Source organism: Xenophilus azovorans DSM 13620, from assembly GCF_000745855.1.
GTDB lineage: Bacteria > Pseudomonadota > Gammaproteobacteria > Burkholderiales > Burkholderiaceae_C > Xenophilus > Xenophilus azovorans.
In genome coordinates, this window is the sequence record NZ_JQKD01000017.1 from 85,013 (window position 1) to 105,642 (window position 20,630).

The 20,630-nt window shown below is 64.7% G+C and carries 22 protein-coding genes; 19 read left to right on the top strand and 3 right to left on the bottom strand.

What is annotated here, in order from left to right:
* Window positions 1–62: 62 nt before the first annotated feature.
* On the top strand, window positions 63–377 hold the full coding sequence (locus tag Q392_RS11175) for a DUF736 domain-containing protein (protein WP_003056203.1): 315 nt from the start codon (window positions 63–65) through the stop codon (window positions 375–377).
* Window positions 378–730: 353 nt separating this feature from the next.
* Here Q392_RS11175 and Q392_RS11180 read toward each other — a convergent pair whose 3' ends face one another.
* Window positions 731–1,024, bottom strand: coding sequence for a helix-turn-helix domain-containing protein (locus Q392_RS11180; protein WP_003056202.1), 294 nt, complete (start codon window positions 1,022–1,024; stop codon window positions 731–733).
* Between the two features lie 223 nt (window positions 1,025–1,247).
* Between Q392_RS11180 and Q392_RS11185 the strand changes: the two genes are divergently transcribed.
* The 13 genes from Q392_RS11185 to Q392_RS11240 all read left to right on the top strand — a co-directional run bounded on the left by Q392_RS11185 (window position 1,248) and on the right by Q392_RS11240 (window position 12,281).
* Window positions 1,248–1,595: a DUF2958 domain-containing protein gene (locus Q392_RS11185; RefSeq protein ID WP_003056199.1), complete on the top strand. Its 348-nt coding sequence runs from the start codon at window positions 1,248–1,250 to the stop codon at window positions 1,593–1,595.
* A 342-nt stretch (window positions 1,596–1,937) separates the two neighbouring features.
* Entirely contained in the window at window positions 1,938–2,696 is a 759-nt protein-coding gene (locus tag Q392_RS11190) for a DUF2285 domain-containing protein (RefSeq protein WP_038206519.1), read from the top strand.
* 83 nt (window positions 2,697–2,779) lie between these two features.
* The gene (locus tag Q392_RS11195; protein ID WP_038206626.1) at window positions 2,780–3,061 is read left to right on the top strand and encodes a helix-turn-helix transcriptional regulator; all 282 of its coding nucleotides are present in this window, start codon (window positions 2,780–2,782) and stop codon (window positions 3,059–3,061) included.
* 26 nt (window positions 3,062–3,087) lie between these two features.
* On the top strand, window positions 3,088–3,945 hold the full coding sequence (locus tag Q392_RS11200; RefSeq protein ID WP_023127255.1) for a replication initiator protein A: 858 nt from the start codon (window positions 3,088–3,090) through the stop codon (window positions 3,943–3,945).
* Window positions 3,946–4,198: 253 nt separating this feature from the next.
* Window positions 4,199–4,837: a ParA family partition ATPase gene (gene parA / locus Q392_RS11205; protein ID WP_003056189.1), complete on the top strand. Its 639-nt coding sequence runs from the start codon at window positions 4,199–4,201 to the stop codon at window positions 4,835–4,837.
* Window positions 4,834–5,097 (top strand): hypothetical protein, encoded by a 264-nt coding sequence (locus tag Q392_RS11210; protein ID WP_003056186.1) that lies wholly within the window; start codon window positions 4,834–4,836, stop codon window positions 5,095–5,097. The genes parA and Q392_RS11210 overlap by 4 nt, the downstream gene beginning before the upstream one ends.
* On the top strand, window positions 5,094–5,618 hold the full coding sequence (locus tag Q392_RS11215; RefSeq protein WP_003056183.1) for a DUF2840 domain-containing protein: 525 nt from the start codon (window positions 5,094–5,096) through the stop codon (window positions 5,616–5,618). The genes Q392_RS11210 and Q392_RS11215 overlap by 4 nt, the downstream gene beginning before the upstream one ends.
* Window positions 5,615–6,202, top strand: a complete 588-nt coding sequence (locus tag Q392_RS11220) for a S26 family signal peptidase (protein WP_011517538.1) — start codon at window positions 5,615–5,617, stop codon at window positions 6,200–6,202. The genes Q392_RS11215 and Q392_RS11220 overlap by 4 nt, the downstream gene beginning before the upstream one ends.
* Window positions 6,199–6,576 carry a hypothetical protein gene (locus tag Q392_RS31920; RefSeq protein WP_077176498.1) on the top strand — a complete coding sequence of 126 codons (378 nt, stop codon included), beginning with the start codon at window positions 6,199–6,201 and terminating at the stop codon, window positions 6,574–6,576. Before Q392_RS11220 ends, Q392_RS31920 begins: the two co-directional genes overlap by 4 nt.
* A gap of 73 nt (window positions 6,577–6,649) precedes the next feature.
* Window positions 6,650–8,626, top strand: coding sequence for a relaxase/mobilization nuclease domain-containing protein (locus Q392_RS11225; RefSeq protein WP_038206524.1), 1,977 nt, complete (start codon window positions 6,650–6,652; stop codon window positions 8,624–8,626).
* 215 nt (window positions 8,627–8,841) lie between these two features.
* The gene (locus Q392_RS11230; RefSeq protein ID WP_038206526.1) at window positions 8,842–10,185 is read left to right on the top strand and encodes a ferredoxin reductase family protein; all 1,344 of its coding nucleotides are present in this window, start codon (window positions 8,842–8,844) and stop codon (window positions 10,183–10,185) included.
* A gap of 14 nt (window positions 10,186–10,199) precedes the next feature.
* Window positions 10,200–10,865: a response regulator transcription factor gene (locus Q392_RS11235; RefSeq protein ID WP_038206528.1), complete on the top strand. Its 666-nt coding sequence runs from the start codon at window positions 10,200–10,202 to the stop codon at window positions 10,863–10,865.
* Between the two features lie 60 nt (window positions 10,866–10,925).
* Window positions 10,926–12,281: a sensor histidine kinase gene (locus Q392_RS11240; protein WP_227472609.1), complete on the top strand. Its 1,356-nt coding sequence runs from the start codon at window positions 10,926–10,928 to the stop codon at window positions 12,279–12,281.
* Between the two features lie 13 nt (window positions 12,282–12,294).
* Here Q392_RS11240 and Q392_RS11245 read toward each other — a convergent pair whose 3' ends face one another.
* Both Q392_RS11245 and Q392_RS11250 read right to left on the bottom strand, forming a co-directional pair.
* Entirely contained in the window at window positions 12,295–13,002 is a 708-nt protein-coding gene (locus tag Q392_RS11245; protein ID WP_035884269.1) for a VIT1/CCC1 transporter family protein, read from the bottom strand.
* Window positions 13,003–13,043: 41 nt separating this feature from the next.
* Window positions 13,044–13,595 (bottom strand): cytochrome b, encoded by a 552-nt coding sequence (locus tag Q392_RS11250; protein WP_011517532.1) that lies wholly within the window; start codon window positions 13,593–13,595, stop codon window positions 13,044–13,046.
* A gap of 321 nt (window positions 13,596–13,916) precedes the next feature.
* Between Q392_RS11250 and Q392_RS31925 the strand changes: the two genes are divergently transcribed.
* The 5 genes from Q392_RS31925 to Q392_RS31935 are packed head-to-tail and all read left to right on the top strand — an operon-like array spanning window position 13,917 to window position 20,630.
* Window positions 13,917–15,140, top strand: a complete 1,224-nt coding sequence (locus Q392_RS31925) for an efflux RND transporter periplasmic adaptor subunit (RefSeq protein WP_034690650.1) — start codon at window positions 13,917–13,919, stop codon at window positions 15,138–15,140.
* A 13-nt stretch (window positions 15,141–15,153) separates the two neighbouring features.
* Complete coding sequence (locus tag Q392_RS11260) at window positions 15,154–18,249, top strand: efflux RND transporter permease subunit (protein WP_035884267.1); 3,096 nt, start codon at window positions 15,154–15,156, stop codon at window positions 18,247–18,249.
* Window positions 18,246–18,566 carry a DUF3240 family protein gene (locus tag Q392_RS11265; RefSeq protein WP_038206542.1) on the top strand — a complete coding sequence of 107 codons (321 nt, stop codon included), beginning with the start codon at window positions 18,246–18,248 and terminating at the stop codon, window positions 18,564–18,566. Before Q392_RS11260 ends, Q392_RS11265 begins: the two co-directional genes overlap by 4 nt.
* Window positions 18,563–19,861, top strand: a complete 1,299-nt coding sequence (locus Q392_RS31930; protein WP_245610698.1) for a TolC family protein — start codon at window positions 18,563–18,565, stop codon at window positions 19,859–19,861. Before Q392_RS11265 ends, Q392_RS31930 begins: the two co-directional genes overlap by 4 nt.
* A complete protein-coding gene (locus Q392_RS31935; RefSeq protein WP_227472611.1) occupies window positions 19,842–20,630 on the top strand; it encodes a phosphatase PAP2 family protein in 789 nt (262 codons plus the stop codon). The genes Q392_RS31930 and Q392_RS31935 overlap by 20 nt, the downstream gene beginning before the upstream one ends.

Consider the following 20,630-nt stretch of genomic DNA (forward strand, 5'->3'; position numbering starts at 1 on the left):
CGGCCGGATCACAACAAGGACGCGATGGGCGCGAACCTTGTTCCACCAAAAGGAGTTTCATCATGGCCAACATCGGCACCTTCACCGCAGACAAAGACGGCTTCACCGGCACGCTTCGCACCCTGACGCTCAACGTCAAGGTCAAGCTGGTGCCCAACGACAAGGGGGACAACGAGAAGGCCCCGGACTTCCGCCTGCAGGCCGCCAGCCACGACATCGGCGCGGCGTGGAAGAAGACCAGCGAGGCCGGGCGGGAGTACATCTCCGTGACCCTCGACGATCCTTCGTTCCCGGCCACGGTCTATGCCCGCCTGATCGAAGGAGAGAACGGCACGCACGACCTGATCTGGTCGCGCAGCAAGCCCCAGGCGGCCTGACGGCCGCCAGCGCCCCGCCCACTGCGGCGGGGCGCTGTACTGCTTGGATCAGCAGACTGGAAGGCTTGGCTCTCCCAGCTTCGTGATGGTGGTGGTCGGGCAGCATCACCATGACTTCGTGTTGCCAGGGCGAATGCAGGGCGATTCGGCGCACTGCGCCGACCGGGCTTTGCGGGCTGCGCCCCATGCCGACTTCGCCGTCATGGCCATTCGGCTTCAATCCCTATCGCAGCTGCGCGCTTCGCTTGCCTCCGGGGGAAAACCCTGCGGCCTCTCCCCGCCGCGCGATGCTTGGCGCCCCTGAAGTCCCCGAACCGGCTGCACCGGATCGGCCACGCCAGCGCGGTCGCACGCTATGGCGTGTCACTCTTCTTCGCCACAGTCTCCAACTCCTGGCGCACCTGCGCCAGCAGCTGATCGACCTGCTGCAGGTCGTCGCCGGCATAGGCCAGCGTCAGCAGCGTGAGCGGGTGCACCTCCATGACCTCGCACAGCTCGGCCAGCTTGTTCAAGGTGGGGCTTTTGAGGTCGCGTTCCAGCGTGCTCATGTAGGTGCGGCTGGACACGTCCGAGAACGCTTCCTGGCTCAAACCACGTGCTTTCCTGATGGTCTTTAGTGCCTCCGACAATGTATGTTTCGCTGCCAACCCTGGATCTCCGCAAAATCCAAGATGACATCCGATTGAGCCCTATAGGGCTACAATCTATAGTGTTCAACTATGCCCGCCTGCCGCTTTCGTGCTTTTACGGAAATCCGTATCTGCAGCTTCTCACAGAAGCACAAAACCGCATCCGTGCCTTTCCACAAACCCGCCGATGCGGTTTTGCGCTTTCACGCTTCGGCGGTTTTGTGCGAATGAGGTAACGCCCATGAACCAACTCATGACCGAGGACGAGCGCAAGCAACTGCTGGAACACGGCCGGGTCCGGGCCGCTGGCCGGGCCATCGACCCGCTGCCCGTGGTGCGGTTGTTCACGCCGGACGCACACGCCACTTGGCTGCTGGTGTCGCTTGACCCCGCTGACGGCGATACGGCCCATGGCCTGATCGACTTGGGGATCAGCATGCCTGAGCTGGGCGAGATCAAGCTGTCCGACCTCGCATCCATCGTCGGGCCGAGCAAACAGCCCGTGATGCGAGATCGGTATTTCCGGGCGGTGCGCCCGTTGTCGGAGTACCTGCGGCTGGCCCAGGAGAACGGTTCCGTCCTCGATTGAGCCGTTCGCGCCCCGGCCAAGCCGGGCGCATTGAGACTATTTCGGTCTTGCTCCAGACCTGTCAGGTCTTAGTCGGCACTGTTGCACCAATCGGGTGCCACCTTGGCATAAACAGCCATGACGCCAGCCGTGCCATCGGGCACGGTGGATAGCGCAGGAGGCGCGCATTTCCTCGCGCGCCACCGTCGCATTCAGACGATCCACGCAATCCATCGGATGCTTTTCGTCTTGACACGCAAGTTACTAATCTACCAGCTTATTCACGATTGGATGCTAGTTCGATGCGGTGACGTTGGCGTGTGAAACCGGTGACGGCGGTCCTGCTCTACGGGAGCTTGCGTCATGGCCGAACCGCACCACCTTGCGCACTGGTATCCGACCGCCGCCTACCTCTACGTGCTGTGCCTGGACACACTGGCGCTGGCCTGGGAGTACCTGCGCCGCCATCCCGATTACCGGCTTGACTGGCTGCACCGTGCGCGCCGCCCCGATGCTGCGCATCGCTGGGGCTTGCGTCTGCTGGAAGACCCTGCCCTGGATGCGCGTGACGCGCATCCAGCCTGGCTCCCCGGCCATGGGGCCGTGGTGCAGCTTCACCCCGATGCCGATCCGCCTCCGGATGCCACCGCCTTCGCGTTCTGGCGCATCCCCGGCCACAAGCAGTTGCTGCACGACGGCAAGGGTCTGGCGCTGATCGCGCGCAGCCCCAGCCTTTGCCAGCGCTATGCGCTGGCGCCTGGCCTGGAGGACGGCATGGCCGTGGCCCATGCCTATCGTGGCCGTCACGCCGCCCCTGCGGCCCCTATGCCTGGTACGCCTGCGTCAATGGCTCGGCCCAGGCCACCGCCTGCGGCGCTGCTGGAGCTACACACCCTGCAGGCGCTCGACGCCACCCTGGCGGGCGCGTCCTTGCGCGACGTCGCCGAGGGCTTGTTCGGTGCGGACGCCGCAGCCGGCTGGTACAGCGACGGCGGCCTGCGCTCCAAGGTGCGCCGCCTGGTGCGGCGCGGCGATGCGTTGATGCGCGGCGGCTATCGCCGCCTAGCACAACTGCCGCCGCTTGAGAAGGGTCGTTTTGAAGAGAGCGCAAAACGACCCTGAGCAGGAGGGCTTCGTTTTCTGAGACTGCCTTCATCCGGTTGCGCTGTGTGGCCGGAGCCCTGCAACCGATGGAGGTTCTCACCATGCGTCCTGCTCCCTTGCGGCCTGCCGCTACTGTCTCGACCGCTGCCGCGCAGCCCCAACGCTATCTCACCAACGACGAAGCCGCCGAGTACCTGCGCCTGTCGCCGCGCACGCTGGAAAAGCAGCGCGTGCTGGGAGGCGGTCCCAAGTTCCGCAAGTTCGGCCGCCGCGTCATGTACGCCGTGGCCGACCTCGACGCCTGGGCTACGGATCGCAGCTTCGAGAGCACGTCCGATCCTGAGTACGCCGAGCACCATGCGGCGGACAGCCGTGCGCGCTGATCGCTGGCGCGCGGGTGGCCTTCGCCATGTCCAGCCCTGCGCTGCCGTCCCGGCAGCGGCCCCTGCCGGAGCGCGAACAGCTCGACCTGTTCCGCGCCCTGCCGGGCGACATGGCGCCGCGCGACAGCCAGGACCTGATGGCCTTTCCGTTCTTCTCGCTGGCGAAGTCACGGCGCACGGCGCCGATCGACTTCCAGGCCAGCGGCGTGACGATCCGCGTGGAGGGGACGCAGGAGCATGGCATCGCGACGATTTGGGACGCGGACGTGCTCATTTGGGCGGCCTCGCAGATCGTGGAAGCGCGCGACGCGGGCTTGCGCCCGTCGCGGCTGATGCAGGCCACACCCTACGAGATCCTGCGCTTCATCGGGCGCGGTACGTCGCTGCGCGACTACCAGCGCCTCAAGGCGGCCTTGGATCGCTTGCAGTCCACCACGGTGGCCACGTCGATCCGCGAGACCACGGGGAGGCGGCTACACCGCTTCTCGTGGATCAACGAGTGGAAGGAACTCGCCGATGCCAAAGGCACACCCTTGGGGCTGGAACTGATCCTGCCGGACTGGTTCTACGCCGGCGTCATGGACGCCGCCTTGGTGCTGACCATCGACACTGCGTATTTCCGGCTCACGGGCGGGATCGAGCGATGGCTGTACCGCCTAGTGCGCAAGCACGGCGGGCGACAGCCTGGCGGCTGGCAGTTCGACTTCCAGCACCTGTACCGCAAGTCGGGCAGCGTGGCGCGGTACTACGACTTCGCCGCCGACCTGCGAGCACTGGTGGCGCGGCAAGCCCTTCCGGGCTACCAGTTGGGCATCGAGTACGTCTCGGGCATTGCCTCGCCGCTGCTGACGTTCCGGCCCGTGCCGTCCACGGCACGGGGATAACTGCTGCGCAGCCTGTGGACGGACTCGTGCTATCAGGCAACAGAGGTATCGTGCTATCAGGCAACGAATCCTCGTGCTATCAGGCAACAAAACCGGCCGCAAAGCTAATACTGGCGCGGGTTTCGGCCTCTCCTAACTTCCCTAACTTAAATACTCTAACTGGTAGTAGCAGCGCCGCGCCTCGGTGGACAACCGCCACAGGACGCGAAGCGCAGCGGCAACAGGCGGGCTTTCCGACACGGAGGGTCCGGTCATGATCGTCGCGCTGCTCAACCAGAAAGGCGGCGTGGGCAAGACCACGCTCGCCACCCACATCGCCGGCGAGCTGGCGATGCGCGGGCAGTCGGTCATCCTGCTGGATGCCGATCCACAGGGCTCCGCGCTGGACTGGACACAGCGCCGCAGCCAGCAAGGTTTGCCAAGGCTATTTAGCGCCGTGGGCCTCGCACGCGAAACGCTGCACCAGGAAGCGCCAGAACTCGCCAGGCGGGCCGATCACGTCGTCATCGACGGGCCACCCAGGATCGCTGCCTTGGCGCGCTCCGCGCTGCTGGCGGCCGAGCGGGTGCTGATCCCGGTGCAGCCCAGCCCCTACGACCTGTGGGCCAGCGCCGAGATGGTGGCGCTGATCCGTGAGGCGCAGGTGTTCCGGCCTGCGCTGCGCGCGGCCTTCGTCATCAACCGGCGCGTGAGCACCACCGTGATCGGACGCGAGGCCCGCGGCGCGCTGGCCGAGCAGCCGCTTCCTGCGCTGCGCGCGGAAGTGCATCAGCGCATCGTGTTTGCCGACAGCGTGGCCGCCGGCCGGCTTGCACGCGAGACGGCGCCAGACAGCGCCGCCGCGCGCGAAATCACCGCGCTGGTCGATGAACTGCTGCGGTGGCCGTCATGAGCACTCCTGCCAGCAAGCGCACGGGCAAGCGCATCGGCATCGGCGCTCGCCCGCCCGCGAATCCGCACGCCGAGGCGTGGATTCGCCAGGGCAGTGCCGATGACCTCCAGAAAGGCGACCTCTACACGGCCCGCCTGACCCTCGACATCACGCCCGCCATGCGGGCGCGCATCAAGGTATCGGCCTTCACGCAAGGCGTGACGGTGGCCGATCTGTTGCGCGCGCTGCTGGAGCGGGAATTCCCGGAGAAGTCCTCATGAACACACCCGCCTCGACGGCTTCGGCACCGCCGTCCATCCCGCCTGTCGGCGTGGCCGACGGCGTACCGCTGACGCGCGTTGCGCTCGCATACATCGACCAACGCTTCGACCTCTACCTGCGCTTCGGTGATCCTGCCCGCATCATCCGGTTCGACCGCTGGCGCCGCTGCGCGGTGTTCACGCCGAATGCGGTTCTCTGCCGCATCCGCTGGCAGGCCAACGACTACGGCACGATCCGCTGGCAGCTCATGGTGATGCAGGCGTGCATGCCGATGGATGGCGCGCAGCGCATCTCCGGCGTGCAACCTGGCGCGCGCCTCTTGCTGCACGCCGAGGGTGAGCAATCGGTGCGTGCCGTGCTGGCGCGCATCGACGCCATCGAGGCGCTGGGCATCACGCCTGTCGGCGTCTCGCCCGCGTACTGGCGCACGCTCGCCAACCGGCTCGCAGCGCACTTGCCGCTGCCCGAATACACCGCCGAGCGGCACGCCGCCTGGCTGGCCGGGAGGGCGCTGCCATGACCGCAGTTTCCACTTCCGGCACCGCGCCGCACCCTCGCTTGCGCGTGCGCGCTCGCCTCGTGCTGGCGGGCCTGTCCGCCTGCGGCCTCGCTGCGCTGGCCTGGGCGTCCTTCGTGCATCCGCTGCCACGCCTGACCTACAACCCGTCCGACAGCGTGGAGGTCGGCTGGTATCGCATCGATCCGCTCGACCATCGCACCAGCTCGCCACCACGTCCGTTGTCGGTAGGCAGCATCGTGCTGGTGCCGCTGCCTGCCGAGGCTGCCGCGCTCGCTGCGCAGCGCGGCTACCTGCCGACGCGCATTCCTCTGCTCAAGCGCGTGGGCGCGGTGGCGCCGCAAGAGGTGTGCATCGCTGACGGCAAAGTCCGCATCGACGGCGTGCCTTCAGCCGCCGTGCTGTCTGCCGATCGCTGGGGCCGGCCGCTGCCATCCCGGCAGCAATGCCACCGCTTGCGGCATGGCGAGCTGTTCCTCCTCAGTGTGACCAATCCGGCGTCGTTCGATAGCCGGTATTTCGGGCCGGTCAGCGCAGCTTCCGTGATCGGCGTTGCGCGCCCCGTCTGGCTGGAGTCGCGCCCATGATGGCCACCGATTCGCTGCGCATCATCGTGCTATCGGGCGTGTCGTTCTGCTGGCCGTTGTCATGTCGTCGCGCGTGCAGTGCGAGCGCATCCGCGCTGCACTTCGCGCTGCCTCCGGCGCAGCCGTCCCACGTGCAGGCGTCTTGCCTCGAACACGGCTGGCCTGCGGCCATTGCCGTGTTCGCCGGTGCGCTGGCTGCTGGTGCAGCCTTGCCACCGGGCCGCAGTTGCCGGGATCGAGAACCTGGGGGACAGGGGGAGGCAAATGCGGAAGGCAAGACAAAAGGGGGCGGCACCTGTCGGCCCGCAAAGCCAGTCTGCACGTGGGGGGGCGAGGCACGCAGCGGCTTTGCCGCCGTGCCGCTTGGGGCGTGAGGCACGCACCGATACAGGCATGTCCGCGTGCTTCGCACGCCCGGACACGCCAGAGTTTGCAGGGAGCGCAGGCATGACCAACCGCCGCGACGATGATTTCCGCATCCGCCCCAGCGCACCGAAGAACCGGGGCCAGGGCTTCGTATCCAAGGTGCTCCAGCAGGCAGGCAAGGCCAGCGGCGGCAAGTCCACGGTGCGCCGTCCTGGCGGCAGTGGCAAGGGCACCGGCCAGCGGCCCGGATCGCGCCTGGGACGCGGCCACACGGCGGCGCGCTTCGCAGGGGCGAAGCTCACGCCTATGTCGCGGCGCGTGACCATCAAGACACTACTGGTCAACCAGCAGCGGGCCAGTCCGCAGTCGCTCGTCAAGCACCTGCGCTACATCGAGCGCGACGGCGTGGGCCGCGACGGCGAACCGGGTCGGGCCTATGGGCCGCAGACCGACGAAGCTGATCTGAACGCATTCAAGGAGCGCTGCGCCGATGATCGGCACCACTTTCGCTTCATCGTTTCGCCCGAGGAAGGGGCCGAGCTGGAAGACCTGCGCACCTACACGCGGCACCTGATGGGACGCATGGAGGCCGACCTGGGCACGCGGCTGGAATGGGTGGCGGTCGATCACTGGAATACCGACAACCCGCACACCCACCTGATCGTGCGCGGGCGCGACGACACCGGCAAAGACCTCATCATCGCGGGCGACTACATCACTGATGGTTTTCGTCATCGCGCCGCCGAGCTGGCGACCGAATGGCTGGGGCCACGCACCGAGCTGGAGATCCAGCAGACCTTGCAGCGCGAGGTGGAGCAAGAGCGGTGGACTAGCCTGGATCGCACGTTGAAACGCGAGGCCGGCGAGGATGGCCGGGTACAGATCGAACGCTTCAACGAACCGACGTTGCAACGCCAGCGCCTGCTGCTGATCAGCCGCCTGCAACGCTTGCAGCACCTGGGCCTGGTCGACGAGACGCAGCCCGGCAGTTGGGCCGTCCATGCCGATGCCGAGAAGACCTTGCGCGCCCTGGGCGAGCGTGGAGACATCATCCGCACCATCCAGCGGGCCATGAGCGGCCAGCCGCGCGAGCTGGCGGTGTTCGAGCCGGGCGACGATGGCCGAACTATTCTCGGCCGCGTAGCCGCGAAGGGGCTGGCCGACGAACTGCGCGACCGGGGCTATCTGGTCATCGACGGCGTGGACGGCAAGGCCCACTACGTCGCGCTCAATGCCCGCGACGAGCTGGCGAACTATCCCAGCGGCGCCGTGGTGGAGGTGAAGGGATCGGCCGCCGTGCGCGCGGCCGACAAGAACATCGCCGCGCTGGCGAGCGATGGGCTGTACCGCACCGACCTCCACCTAGCCATCGCGCAGGGTCAGGCCGGACCGGGCCGCGATCCGCAGGAAGTCGTCGCGGCCCACGTCCGCCGGCTCGAAGCCCTGCGCCGCGCCGGCATCGTGGAGCGCGTGGCCGAGGGATTTTGGAAGGTGCCGGACGACCTGGCCGAACAGGGCCGCCGCTACGACGCGCAGCGCCTAGGCGGCGTTGCCGTCGAGTTGAAATCGCACCTGCCCATCGAGCGGCAGGCCCGCGTTATCGGGGCCACCTGGCTCGACCAGCAGTTGATCGGCGGCGGCACGGGCCTGGGCGACCTGGGCTTTGGCGGCGAGGCCAAACAGGCCATGCAGCAGCGCACCGACTTCCTGGCCGAACAGGGGTTGGCCGAGCGGCGCGGGCAGCGCGTGATCCTGGCGCGCAACCTGCTGGGCACGCTGCGCAACCGGGAGCTGGCGCAGGCCGCGAAGGACATTGCAGGCGAAACGGGCCTGGAGCATCGGCCCGTGGCCGACGGGCAGCGCGTGGCCGGCATCTACCGGCGCAGCGTCATGCTCGCCAGCGGGCGCTACGCGATGCTTGATGACGGCATGGGCTTCTCGCTGGTGCCGTGGAAGCCGGTGATCGAACAGCGATTGGGGCAGCAGCTTTCCGCGACGGTTCGCGGCGGCGGGGCGTCCTGGGAGATTGGGCGGCATCGGGGGCCAACCATTTCTTGAGTCAAGGTAAAGCCACAAGCCGGTGGGCAAAATTAGATTTTATCCATAGATGGGTGATCAATCCAAAGCGTTACCAAAGGTTGGGATGCCAAAATTAGAATTATCTGTAATTTCGGATACACGGCCACATTCAAAGGCACGCTATCGCGTATATGGATTGATGGTTTCCGACCAGTGCCGCATGCGCCTTCCGCAGAATTTGGGGCAAATCCACGATGAAGAGAATAATTTGGACGTTCTGGTTTTTTGCGCTGGCATTGAGCGCTTTATGGCTTTTTACCGATACGCTCTGGCCTGCACAGTCCAACTACTTCGCCCTGCGAACGGTATGGATTCAATACAGCGGCGTACTGGCCATCGGCGCGATGTCCGTGGCGATGATGTTGGCCACGCGCCCGGCGTGGCTGGAGCCCAGCTTGAACGGACTGGACAAGATATACCGCCTGCACAAGTGGCTCGGCATCGCTGCTCTGGCCGCTGCAACAGTACACTGGCTGTGGGCGCAGGGTACTAAATGGGCCGTAGGCTGGGGCTGGCTGACGCGCCCCGCGCGCAAGCCCCGCGCAACGGCCGATTCAATGGGCTCCATTGAATCGGCGCTGCGTGGCTGGCGTGGACTGGCCGAGGACTTGGGCGAATGGGCCTTCTACGCCGTCGCCGTGCTACTGGTGCTGGCTTTGGTTAAGCGCTTTCCCTACCGGCTGTTCGCCAAGACGCACCACTGGATGGCAGCGATCTACTTGGTGCTGGCCTTCCACACCTTGGTGTTGGTGCAGTTCTCCTACTGGGCCCAGCCCGTGGGCTGGGCTTTGGCTATGCTGCTGGCGAGCGGCACGGTATCGGCGGTGTGGGTGCTGCTGGGCCGAGTCGGTGCGCAGCGCACCGCGCACGGTGTCATCGAATCGCTGCAGACCTACCCTGCGCTGAACGTGCTGGAAACCACCCTGCGGATGGACCCGGGCTGGCCCGGCCACCGGCCCGGACAGTTTGCCTTCGCCATGTCCAACCCGAAAGAAGGCCCGCACCCCTACACGCTAGCCTCAGCCTGGGTGCCGGAAGACCGGCGCATTACCTTCATCACCAAGGCGCTGGGCGACCACACCCGCCGGCTGCCTGAGCGCCTACGGGTAGGCGACCAGGTAACGGTCGAGGGGCCTTACGGCTGCTTCACTTTCGACGACGGGCGTGCCCGCCAGATCTGGATCGGCGCCGGCATCGGCATCACCCCATTCATTGCGCGCATGAAGTATCTGGCGCAGCACAAAGGCCGAGACGCACGCCCCGTCGATTTGTTCCATCCGACGAGCGACGCTGATCCGCAGGCCATCGAGAAACTGCGCGCTGACAGCCAGGCGGCCGGCGTTGCGCTACACCTGTTCATCGACAAGAAAGACGGTCGCCTGACGGGTGAGCGCCTGCGTGCCATGGTGCCGGGTTGGAAAGACGCCAGCGTCTGGTTCTGCGGCCCCACGGCCTTCGGCCGCGCGTTGCGCGCCGATCTGCTGGCCCAGGGGTTGGAGCCGGAAGCGTTCCACCAAGAGCTTTTCGAGATGCGCTGAATGGAAGAAAGCATATGCGCATATTGATCGTGGAAGACTCGCAAACGCTGGCCGAAGCCCTGAGCCAGAGCCTTCAGTCGGAAGGCTATGCCTGCGATACAGCAGCCGATGGCGTGTCCGCGCTGAAGTTTCTTGCCAGCTACCGGTACGACGCCATCATTCTGGACTTGATGCTACCCCGGCTGGACGGCTTTGGCGTGTTGCGCGCATTGAGCCGGGAGGCCCATGCCGCACCGGTGTTGGTGCTCTCCGCGCGCGAACTGCTCGACGACCGGGTGCGGGCCTTGGATGCGGGTGCCGATGACTACCTGACAAAACCCTTCGAGCTAGCCGAACTGCTGGCTCGCCTGCGGGCGCTAGTACGGCGTCCGCCGCAACGGGACGTTCCAGTTCTGCGCCACGGCGATCTGGAGGTCGATCCGCGCTCGCGCATCGCGAGGTTCAAGTGCATTGATCTTGGGCTCACGCCGAAGGAGTATGGACTGCTCGACTTGCTGCTGCGTCGGCGCGGCGCCACGCTGTCGCGCTCGCAGATTTTTGAACATTTGTACGACAGCCGCAGCGATGCATCGGACAAAGTGGTAGAGGTGATCGTCAGCACCTTGCGAACCAAGCTTGCCCAGTGCGGCCTGGATGAACTGATCGTGACACGCCGTGGCTTCGGCTACATCCTGCCCTGAACGATGGTACGTCCCGATTCCGAAGCCCTTTCTGATGCGAGTCAAGGCGGATCCTGGTCCTTGCAGCGGCGGCTGGCTGCCAGCTTGGTGATCTGCATTGGAGGAACCTTCGCGATCCTGTTTCCCGTCCTCGACTACTGGATTGACCACGAAATCTATCGACGGATGGATACCACCCTGATGCAACGATCAGCGGCGGTGGGGCGCGTGCTGCAGGAGTTGGATGCGAGAAAGCTCGAAAGCCTCATGCCGGAATATGAGCATGGCGGGCATACCGAGTTCTTCACGGTCTTCGATTCACAGACCCACCGGACCTTGCTACGGTCTCCCAGCAGTGCAGGCGCCGAGCTATCGCTTGGCCCGGTGGAGCAAGGCACCCCGCGCTATTACGACGTGACACTTCCGGATGGCCACGCGGGCCGCGCGCTGGCGACGCGCGTGTCGGTAACTGGAGAGAGGTCTCAGCTATTAGTCGTCGCAACAGAACGCCGGGATTGGGATCAAACCGAGCGGCGCATCCACTTTGCGCTCTTGGGCGGTATTGTGCTGGCAACGCTGCTAGCGACGGGCCTGGCGCTGCTCATGGTTCGGCATATCGTGGTCATGCTGGAGCGGGTCGGCGAGCAACTGGCCGATCTGCGTTCGGATCGGCCGATTGCGCGGATCGGAGCGGACTTTCCCCGTGAACTGCGTCCGTTTGCCGAAGCCTTCAATCAGGGCTTGCATCACCTGTATGCGGCCATTGTCCGCGAGCGCCGCTTCTCCCGCGATGTGGCCCACGAGTTGCGCACGCCCCTGGCGGAAATCCGCATCAGCGCAGAAAGCGCTTTGATCGATGCCGACCCGGCCCGAATCCAGCGCGCCCTGAATGCAATGATCCAGGCCAGTTCACGCATGCAGCGCAGTGTGGACACTCTGCTGTTGTTGGCGCGTCTTGAGTCCGGCCAACACACACTGGCGCTGGATCCTCTGGATCTGACAGCTTTGCTGCAAGAGTTACTGGCGGGACTCAACGTCCAGAAAATGGCACCCAAGTCACCCATCCGCGTGACTTTGCCTGAATCAGCATGGGTGCAAAGTGATCAGGGCGTGATCGAACGCATCCTCTCCAACCTCTTGCGCAATGCCATTGAATACGCGCCCGAAGGCGACGACATTCAATGTAGGCTGGAGCTCGAGGCATCCGGCTGGATGTTAACCATCGTTAACACAGCTCCCAATTTGCAGGCATCCGATCTAGATCAATTCGGCCTTCGCTTCTGGCGCAAGGATTCCGAAGGCGGCACGGCGCATCACGCTGGACTGGGACTGGCGCTGGCCCTGGCGCTCGCGCATGCCATAGACCTGCCGCTGGCGTTCTCACTGGACAACGGTCGGCTGTCCGCGCGGCTTGGCCCTTGGCCACCGCTGCTCTGAGATTGACGCAGATCTACACCGCAGTGCCGAACATGGCTCCCACGCCCGCTGTCACGGCCATGGCAAATGTGCCCCAGAACGCGACGCGCAGCGCACTTTTGAAGAGCGGCGTACCACCCACGGCAGCAGCCGCAGCGCCGAGCAGGGCCAGGAAGACAATCGCCGTCGCGACGATCCAATAGAGCAGGCTCTGCTCTGGCGCCAGCAGAACCACAGCCAGCGGCATGGCCGCGCCCACGGCGAAGCTCCCGGCGGACGCCATTGCAGCTTGCAGCGGGCGAGCGCTCAGCGTTTCAGAAATGCCCAGTTCATCGCGCGCGTGCGCGCCCAGCGCATCATGTGCCATCAACTGCGTGGCGACTTGATCCGCGAGCCGATGATCCAGGCCACGCCGGACGTAGATGGCGGCCAGTTCCCGATGCTCTGCATGCGGACTACGGTTCAGTTCATCTTGTTCCCGTGCCAGATCTGCCTTTTCCGTATCAGCTTGTGAATAGACCGACACGAACTCGCCTGCAGCCATGGACATGGCGCCGGCTACCAACCCCGCGATGGCCGTGGTCATGATGCTGGCATGGCTTGCATGGGCAGCAGCCACGCCTGCAACTAGGCTGGCCGTGGAAATGATGCCGTCATTGGCACCCAGAACAGCGGCGCGCAGCCATCCGATATGTTCAGTGCGGTGACTTTCAGGGTGGGCGCGGTGGTGAAATTTGGTCATTGGAGATTCGAATTCATGTAAAGCAGCCTGAGGCCAGTAGGTCAGGGGCGTCGACCGGGAAGCATGCGAACCACTGTGTTGTCACGCATGACGTAGTGGTGCAACAGCGCCGCCATCGCATGCAATCCGATCAAGACATAGCCCAATGTCGCCAGCGCCTCATGGACATCCTTGAGTTGGCGCGACAAAGCAACGTCGGTGCCGATCAGAGAGGGAACGGGCAAGCCAAACAGAACAATCGGCTTGCCCGCCGCACTCAAGGTGAGCCATCCGAGCAGCGGCATGGCGAGCATGAAGCTGTAGAGCGCATAGTGCATGCCATCGGCGAGCGTGGCCTGCCAGCGTGGCATGGGTGGTTGGATCGCGGGCTTCACGCCCGCCTGGATGCGCACCCCGATACGGATCACGACGATCACCAGAACGCTGAGGCCCAGCAGGTAGTGCAAGGACTTCATGGCGTCTCTCAAGGCTCCCTTGGGTGCCAGTCCGCGCAATTCCATGCTCGCATAGACCGCAATGATGAGAATCACGGTCAGCCAGTGCAAGCCTATGACCAAGGGACTGAAACGGTATTCGGAATTCTTGATGTCCATGGCGCATGGCCCCGATGTTTGAGATGGCAAAAAAGCGAACCGCTGGCTATCCTGGCTATCGGATCAAGTGACTGAGAAGTCAACTTACCGGCAGCTTGTGGCTCAAGACAAGCGGTTTTTTTCTGAATAGATCGTACAGAGAAAATTTCGCTTTCTCCAAAGCTTTCTCAAAGCTTCACCGAAGAACATGAGCTGATCTTTACAAGAGATCGACCGCATGTTTCGCCTCATTAACCTCGCGCACCGCTTCATATGCGACGAATTTTCAATTCGCGCTGTGTGCTCTCTACTCTGCTCTACGTCATTTGGGGCGGCACAAGCATGAGCTTCCCGACCTTGAAAGCGGCGGGCACCTCCAGCCGAACCAAGACCTTGGCCCTGTCCGCCGTCGGTGTGGCAGTTCTGGCTGCCGTAGGGTACGGCTGGTGGGCTTGGGCAACCCAGCAGACAACCGTAGCCGATAAAGACGCGAGCGAAGCTGTCGCCCAACCGAACGCTGGCGGCGTTCACCTCAATGCCACTCAGCTTCGCGCGCAGGGTGTGGAAACCGCACTCGTCAAGGATGCTGCAGTGATACCGCTGGATAGCTTACCCGCGCAGACGGTGGCACCACTCTCGGCTAGCGCGCAGGTCGTGGCGCCATATGGCGGTGTGGTGACGCGCGTTCTGGTCGATGAAGGCGCCGCAGTGCGCCAAGGTCAGGCACTGGCGCGCATCCAGAGCAAGGACGTTCTGGCGTCTCAGGCTGATCTGGCGCGTGCCCGCACCGAAGCGGCGGTGGCTACGGCGCAGGCCCGGCGCGATGCCACGCTCTTGGCCGAGGGCATCATCCCAGCCACGCGCAACGAGCAAACCCAGGCGCGCGCGGCGGCTGCGCAAAGTACGTTGCAAGAGGCCAATGGCGCCCTCGCACGGCTTCGACCCGTTAGCGGCGGGCAGGCCGGCGAGTATGAATTGCTGGCGCCTTTGTCCGGGCGGGTGATGCGTCGTCACCTGAGCCTCGGGCAGGCGGTCGCGCCGCTCGACATCGCCTTCATAGTGGCTCAGCCTGGCCCGCTGGATGTCAGCGTCGCGGTTCCGCTGCGCTGGCGCTCGGATCTCCACCCAGGCTTGGAAGTGCGTCTTCCCGATGGCACGATCGCTCGCGTGACGGCTGTTGGTGGCGACACTGACCTCAGTAGTCAGAGCCTGCGGGTACGTGCCCGCGTCGATGCAGATCAGGCAGGGGCAGACCGCTATGCGGCCGGGCAGCAGATCAGTGTCGCGCTGTTGCTGCCAGCACCGCAGGGCACCTTGAGCGTGCCATCGTCCGCACTGCTGCCAGCGGGCAGCGCCCACGTGGTCTACGTTGCTGAGCCGTCATCGCAAGACAAGCACGGCGACCTACGCGTCCGCGCTGTTCCGGTGCGACTGCTGGGGCAAGACGAATCAGAGGCGTCAAGCGCCGTGCGTGCCGTCTCGCCAGACACTGCGCCGCTTGCGGCAGGCATGCAGGTCGTCGTGCGCGGTACGGCACTGCTTAAATCCATGATTCCATTGCAATGAGGGGCGACCACGCATGTTGTCCCGTCTGATTGAATTTTCCCTGCGCCAACGTGCGCTGGTACTGCTTGGCGTGCTGGCTTTGGCGGGTGCGGGCCTGGCGGCCTTCCTGCAATTGCCGATCGACGCCTATCCGGATATTTCCCCCACGCAGGTCAAGCTGATTATCAAGGCCCCTGGCATGACGCCCGAGGAGGTGGAGTCGCGCGTGATCACGCCGCTGGAGATGGAGTTGCTCGGTGTGCCGCGGGGCGTGATGCTGCGCTCCACGGCCAAGTACGCCATAGCCGACATCACGCTGGACTTTGCCGAAGGCAGCGACATCTACTGGGCGCGTCAGCAGGTGGCTGAACGCTATGCCGGCGTTTCGGGCAGCCTGCCCGAAGGCGTCAGCGGCGGGCTGGCGCCGATTTCGACACCGCTGTCGGACGTGTTCATGTTCACCATCGAAGGCGGTGGCCTCACGTTGAGCGAGCGCCGCGCCCTACTGGACTGGACGCTGCGCCCGGCCCTGCGCACGCTGCCCGGTGTTGCTGATGTCAACGTGCTGGGTGGAGAAGCCAAGAGCTTTGCTGTGGTGCCGGATCGCGCACGGCTTTCCGCTGCGGGCCTCAGCTTCTCTGATGTCATCACGGCGATCGGCCGCAACAACCGCAATGACGGTGCGGGCCGCCTGGATGCAGGCGAAGACACGCTGATCGTGCGCGCCGAAGGCGCGATCCACACTTTGGACGATTTATCCCGTCTGATCCTGCGCGCGGGGGCCAATGGTACGGCCCCAGTTCGCCTGGGCGACGTGGCCCAGGTGCGCATCGAAGGCGTGACGCGATATGGCGCCGTCACCCGGGACGGCGCGGGCGAAGCGGTGGAAGGCATCGTGGTGGCGCTGCGCGGGGCCGATGCCTCGGCGCTGGTCAAAGCCATTCGAGCCCGGCTGGACGAGGTGACTCCCAGCCTGCCGCCCGGCGTCAAGGTGGTGCCGTTCTATGACCGCAGCACGCTGATCGAGCGCGCCGTGGGCACGGTGGAAAGCGCCTTGCTGGAAGCGACGGTACTGGTCGTTATCCTGCTGCTTCTGTTCCTCGGCGAGCTTCGCGCCGCGCTGGTTGTGGCGGTGATGGTGCCTTTGGCGGCACTGGGCACCTTCTTGCTGATGCGTCTGGTCGGCATGAGCGCCAACCTGATGAGCTTGGGGGGCCTCGCGATCGCCATCGGCATGCTGGTGGACGCTGCCGTAGTGGTGGTGGAAAACGCCGTCAGTCGGCTCGACCCGCACGCGCCCAGTGCGCACCAGCCGCGCCTGCACCGCATATTCGCCGCGGCGCGCGAGGTCGCCATGCCTGTGGCCTCGGGCATCCTCATCATCTGTCTGACCTTCATGCCCCTGCTCACTCTGCAAGGGTTGGAAGGCAAACTGTTTGTGCCGGTGGCGCTGACCATCGTATTCGCCCTGGGCGTCTCGCTGCTGCTGTCGCTCACGCTGGTGCCGGTGCTGGCCTCGCTGCTGCTCAAGGAACACGCTCACACCGAGCCGTGGGTGATGCGCTGGGCCACGCGCCTGTACCAACCGCTGCTGGAGGCTGCGCTTCACCACCCGCTACGCGCATCGGCGGTCGCCATCGCGGCCCTGGCATTGGGTGTGGTGGCCTACCTCGGCACGGGCAAGGCGTTCATGCCGACGATGGACGAGGGCGATATCCTGCTGCAACTGCAAAAGCCGCCGTCCATCGGGTTGCAGCGCTCGCTGGAGATTGACCTGGCAGTGCAGAAGGCCATCGGTGCGGCGGTGCCCGAGGTGCGGCACAGCATCGGGCGGGTGGGCTCCGACGAGCTGGGGCTCGACCCGATGGGCCTGAACGAAACCGACCTGTTCATGCAGCTCGCACCGCGCAAGGATTGGCATGCAGCCGACAAGGACGCGTTGAGTGCCGAGATACGCAAGGTGATGGATGCCTTCCCCGGCCTGGAATTCGGCTTTACCCAGCCCATCGAGATGCGCATCTCGGAAATGCTCACCGGCAGCCGGGGCGACGTGGCCGTCAAGCTATTCGGCCCTGATCTGCAAACGCTGGGCGATCTGGCGCAGCGCATGGCCGCTCGCATCGAGAAAGTGCCCGGTGCGCGCGACGTGCTCACCCAGGCCAGCGACAGCGTGGAATACCTGCAGGTGAAGGTGGATGCGCAGGCGGCGGGGCGCGCCGGACTGGCCGTGACGCAGGTTCAGGACGAGCTGCGCGCGCAGCTCGAAGGCGTGCCGGCCGGGCTGGTGATCGAGCCGGACAGGCGCACGCCCATCGTGGTGCGCGGGGATGCCCGGCTGCGCGGATCGGCCGAGCGGTTCAAGGACTTGCAGCTCGCCCGTGGCGATCAGGGCGAAATCCCCTTGACCTCGCTGGCGCGCATCGCCACCACTGATGGCCCCGTGCTGGTGCGGCGCGAGAACGGCTCGCGCTTCGCGCTGATCCAGTCCAGCGTGAGTGGGCGCGATCTGGTCGGCTTCGTGGATGAAGCGCGCGCCGCCGTGGTGCGCGACGTGCCGCTGCCGCCCGGCTACCGCGTCGAATGGGGTGGGCAGTTCGAGAACCAGCAACGCGCAGCGGCCCGCCTTGGCATGGTGGTGCCGGTGGCCCTGGGACTGATTTTCTTCGTGCTGTTCATGACCTTCGGCTCGGTGCGGCAGGCCGCGCTCATCCTCGGCAACGTGCCGTTTGCCATGGTCGGCGGCGTGGCGGCGCTGTGGCTGTCGGGGCAGTACCTGTCGGTGCCTGCTTCGGTCGGCTTCATCGCGCTGCTGGGCATCGCCGTGCTCAACGGATTGGTGCTGATGACGCACTTCAACCACCTGCACGCGCTAGGCCTGCCCATGGAACAGGTGGTGCGCGAAGGTTCGCTGCGACGGTTGCGCCCCGTGCTGATGACGGCTTCCATCACCGCCTTTGGCCTAGTGCCCCTGCTGCTGGCCAGTGGCCCTGGCTCTGAGATCCAGCGCCCACTCGCCATCGTGGTGATTGGCGGACTGGTCAGTTCCACTGCGCTGACCCTGGTCCTGCTGCCGGTGCTGTACCGGCGATTCGGCCAGGCCATCTCCTCACAACAAGGAGTCCACGCATGAACGGATTGAAAGAAGCGCAACTGGTGCGCCTGAATCTGGTGTTTCCACCCACGCTCGAAGACGCCGTCGCCGATGCCCTGATGGCCGACCCGGTGCTGCCAGGGTTCACCCTGTTGCACGCCGAAGGGCATACCGGCGACTTCGCGCGCGCGTCCATTCGCGAGAAGGTTCGCGGCCGTGTGGATCGGCGCGTCATTTGGGTGTTGATCGAATATGAACAACTGGAACAGGTCCTGGCGCATCTGCGCCAGCGCATCGCGTCTAGCGATGTCCGCTGGTGGGTGGAGTCGGTGTTGGCAAGTGGAAGACTGGTATGACGAGTAAAAACAAAGGATGCAGCCTGGTACTACCGACTGGTGCCGTCATGGTGGCTATCGCGGCTTTGACATTTCATCCCGCGCAAGCGCGCGCCGATGATCTTTCGTGGCTGCCTGCGCAGGCGCAAGTCGAAGCGGCGATAAAAATCCAGCCGGTCGTGAATGCCGCAGCCGCTCGCTTGGACGCGGCGGCCGCCACGCAAAGCGCCCTTGAAGCCGGTAGCCACGAATTTGAACTCAGTAGTGGCCTACAACGTCGCAACGTGACCAACGAAGCGCGTCGCTACAACGAATGGGAAATCCAGCTCAGCCGTGCTGTTCGCTTGCCAAACAAGGCGCGTATAGATCGGGACATCGGCAGCCGCACCCGTAGGGTGGCCGATATGCGCCTTGAAGATGCCGAGCACCAAATGGCAAGGCGACTGTTGGAAGTCTGGGCCGGATGGCTGCGCAGTTTCGTCGTAGCCGACGAGATGCAAGCTCAGGAAAAGTTGCTTAGACGTGAGCAGGAAGCAATGGCCCGCCGCGTGGCCCTGGGCGATGCAGCGCAGCGGGACAGCGACGTTCTGCAAGCCGAACGCGCGATGCTTGCAGCCCAGGTTAGCGCTGCGCGCGACGCAGAACGGGCAGCACGACAAACGATGGTGATCGAGTTCCCGGGCATTGAGATTCCCGCGCGGCCATCCACGCTGCCAGATCCCGATCCTTTGCCGGGCGGGGTACAGGAGTGGCTGGCGCGAATTGTGCGACAAAGCGTCGAAATCGGCATTGCCGATGGAGAGGCAGCGCGCCTTGCCAAGGTGGCCGAGCGAGCTCGCGCCAACCGCACGCCCGACCCCACAGTCGGGGTACGGATGATGTCTGAACGCGGTGGGACGGAACGTGTCATTGGCGTTGTCCTGACGGTGCCATTTGGCACTGACTATCGCAGTGCAATGGCTGCCACGGAAAGCGCCAACGCAGCTGCCGCAGAGGCAGAGGCGCTCGGCGTGCGGCGCGCGGTGGAGCAAAGTGCGTGGTTAGCCGCGCAGGCAGCTGAAAGTAAGCGCACGCAGTGGCAGTCATTCGCGCAGGCGCTGGCCGCGCAGACCACGGCCAGCAACCGCACGCGGCGAGCTTGGGAACTGGGAGAGGCCCCCTTGGCCGAATACCTCTTGACGTTGCGAAACCTGCGCCAGACACGCCTCGGTGAGGCACAGGCTCGCATCGATGCGCTGCAAGCGTCAGCACTGGTGCGTATCGATGCGCATGCGCTGTGGCATTCGAAGGAGGCACATGCCGATGCCCCTCAATGAATCCCGACTACTGGGCAACGCCCCACTATCCAACGCACCATTCGCACCTCGATTCTTAATCACTCATTTAGCGCTACCAGCGGGTGCGGCGCTGATCATCAGCAGTCTATTGATGGATGGCGGTGGGGACTTCTGGGTCGCCGATCATCTCTATCGCTTGCAGGGCAGCCGATGGGCTTTGCGGGATGCCTGGCTAACCAGCAACCTGCTGCATCGTGGTGGGAAGAATCTTTCCACCTTCCTGGCAATTGCGGTTGCAGCAACGTGCATCTGGGCTTGGAGAAAAAAACGTAGCAACAAATGCTCGGCATACCTACGCTGGCCGCTACTGTATCTTTTTTGTGCGTACTTGATCGGGGCACTGACGGTTTCGGCGCTGAAATCGTTCACTAACATGGATTGCCCCTGGAACTTGGTGCGCTATGGCGGAGCGCGAGTGTTTGTGGGCCTGTTTGAAACACGCCCGCCCGGTATGCCGCGCGGTGTGTGCTTTCCCGCAGGGCATGCAAGTGCCGGATATGCATGGGTCAGCCTATATTTCTTTACCTTGATGGTTCGTCCTGCCTGGCGTTGGATGGCCTTGGCTGCAAGTTTGATGATAGGTGCCATCTTTGGATGGACCCAGCAGGTGCGCGGAGCCCACTTCCTTTCCCATGACTTGTGGACGCTCCTGATTTGTTGGGTCGTTGCCTTGGGTCTTTTCATGGTCTGGCAACGCTGGTTTGTTGATGGCTCAGGCGATGTCTATTCATCGGGGTTCCAAGCATGA

Coding starts and splice junctions, on each gene's coding strand:
- Q392_RS11235 (WP_038206528.1), top strand. CDS start 10,200: ATGCGCATATTGATCGTGGAAGACTCGCAAACGCTGGCCGAAGCCCTG.
- Q392_RS11250 (WP_011517532.1), bottom strand. CDS start 13,595: ATGGACATCAAGAATTCCGAATACCGTTTCAGTCCCTTGGTCATAGGC.
- Q392_RS11175 (WP_003056203.1), top strand. CDS start 63: ATGGCCAACATCGGCACCTTCACCGCAGACAAAGACGGCTTCACCGGC.
- Q392_RS11210 (WP_003056186.1), top strand. CDS start 4,834: ATGAGCACTCCTGCCAGCAAGCGCACGGGCAAGCGCATCGGCATCGGC.
- Q392_RS31930 (WP_245610698.1), top strand. CDS start 18,563: ATGACGAGTAAAAACAAAGGATGCAGCCTGGTACTACCGACTGGTGCC.
- Q392_RS11220 (WP_011517538.1), top strand. CDS start 5,615: ATGACCGCAGTTTCCACTTCCGGCACCGCGCCGCACCCTCGCTTGCGC.
- Q392_RS11230 (WP_038206526.1), top strand. CDS start 8,842: ATGAAGAGAATAATTTGGACGTTCTGGTTTTTTGCGCTGGCATTGAGC.
- Q392_RS11245 (WP_035884269.1), bottom strand. CDS start 13,002: ATGACCAAATTTCACCACCGCGCCCACCCTGAAAGTCACCGCACTGAA.
- Q392_RS31925 (WP_034690650.1), top strand. CDS start 13,917: ATGAGCTTCCCGACCTTGAAAGCGGCGGGCACCTCCAGCCGAACCAAG.
- Q392_RS11190 (WP_038206519.1), top strand. CDS start 1,938: ATGGCCGAACCGCACCACCTTGCGCACTGGTATCCGACCGCCGCCTAC.
- Q392_RS11265 (WP_038206542.1), top strand. CDS start 18,246: ATGAACGGATTGAAAGAAGCGCAACTGGTGCGCCTGAATCTGGTGTTT.
- Q392_RS11225 (WP_038206524.1), top strand. CDS start 6,650: ATGACCAACCGCCGCGACGATGATTTCCGCATCCGCCCCAGCGCACCG.
- Q392_RS31920 (WP_077176498.1), top strand. CDS start 6,199: ATGATGGCCACCGATTCGCTGCGCATCATCGTGCTATCGGGCGTGTCG.
- Q392_RS31935 (WP_227472611.1), top strand. CDS start 19,842: ATGCCGATGCCCCTCAATGAATCCCGACTACTGGGCAACGCCCCACTA.
- parA (WP_003056189.1), top strand. CDS start 4,199: ATGATCGTCGCGCTGCTCAACCAGAAAGGCGGCGTGGGCAAGACCACG.
- Q392_RS11215 (WP_003056183.1), top strand. CDS start 5,094: ATGAACACACCCGCCTCGACGGCTTCGGCACCGCCGTCCATCCCGCCT.
- Q392_RS11195 (WP_038206626.1), top strand. CDS start 2,780: ATGCGTCCTGCTCCCTTGCGGCCTGCCGCTACTGTCTCGACCGCTGCC.
- Q392_RS11200 (WP_023127255.1), top strand. CDS start 3,088: ATGTCCAGCCCTGCGCTGCCGTCCCGGCAGCGGCCCCTGCCGGAGCGC.
- Q392_RS11185 (WP_003056199.1), top strand. CDS start 1,248: ATGAACCAACTCATGACCGAGGACGAGCGCAAGCAACTGCTGGAACAC.
- Q392_RS11260 (WP_035884267.1), top strand. CDS start 15,154: ATGTTGTCCCGTCTGATTGAATTTTCCCTGCGCCAACGTGCGCTGGTA.